Consider the following 1,024-nt stretch of genomic DNA (forward strand, 5'->3'; position numbering starts at 1 on the left):
GTGATTACGGAGGAGGGGACGCCAGATGAAAAAATGGAAACGTTCCTGGTGACGATGCGGGCGGTGGGGGAGTTGACGTTGGTTAAGGGGTTTAGTTATCCGTGAGGGGGGATCGTCTCGGCACTGCTGAGACCTTTATCCAATCCGTAGCAGCTGCCGAGCCTGCGAGGCTGCGTTCGAGCCGGGGTCGCGCTCGACCGAAGTCCTCGCATATCCGCTGTACACGGTCTTCCTGAAAGAAACGGTTGCCTGATTTTACGACTGCTTCGTGGCCGGACGCAGGCTTCGCCAGCTGCTACAAGGAGTGCGGTGCTTGATGAGGGGGCTGAGGTTGGTTTGGGGGAGGGCGCAGGATTATTCCGGGCATTAAAAAGCCGGCTTGTGGTTAGCTTTTAACTGATCTATGTTTTTGAAAAACAATGATTTAGGTGTTTTTGAAAGCGCTCTGATCCCCCATTTGTTCCCCCACTTTTTTGTGGTTTTTGCACGGCATTTGACCGGCTTTTTTCGTGGTTCCGCCTACGGTTTTTTCGTGAGGCTGAACCCGAATAGTGACATCCAACCCGCGGGGCCATCAGTCGTTGCTGTACCCGGCAAGTCGACTCTCAAAGTATTGCGCGGTCTCCTGATCGGTACAGTATAGGTAGCAGCCCTTCATCCCACGAGTCATCAATGTTCGATACGTGTTTTTGATGATCAGGTCTGTCTCTTGCTGCGCCAGAGCAGGTTGCTCCTTCATCAACTTCTTCCAGCCACGAATCGATTTGTCGTGCTTATCTCGCTCATGCGGCGACGTCACCACCTGCCCATCACGCACGACTAGATCCGGTCCGACGATCACTCCAATATAATCAACTTCCAGCCCTTGGCAGGTGTGGATACAACCGACCTGTTCAATGGAATTTTCAGCGATGATCCACAAGCTGCCATCCTGATCCAGATTCCATTGGCGTGCGTAGTCATTGCCGATAACGATGTCAGCGGCCTCGGAGTCTTTCTTGCTGAGCCAAGACCAGCAGTAACC

Annotated in this window: 1 protein-coding gene and 1 pseudogene; one reads left to right on the top strand and one right to left on the bottom strand. The window is 53.1% G+C overall.

The annotated features are described in order from the left end of the window. A pseudogene (locus AC1DLB_RS30840) lies at window positions 1–105 on the top strand (hypothetical protein); the annotation flags it as partial. 469 nt (window positions 106–574) lie between these two features. Here AC1DLB_RS30840 and AC1DLB_RS30845 read toward each other — a convergent pair. Further along, window positions 575–1,024 (bottom strand): DNA/RNA helicase domain-containing protein (locus AC1DLB_RS30845; protein ID WP_477786385.1); only part of this gene is annotated, 450 nt, incomplete at its 5' end.

This window comes from Pseudomonas sp. 05N434, assembly GCF_056396965.1.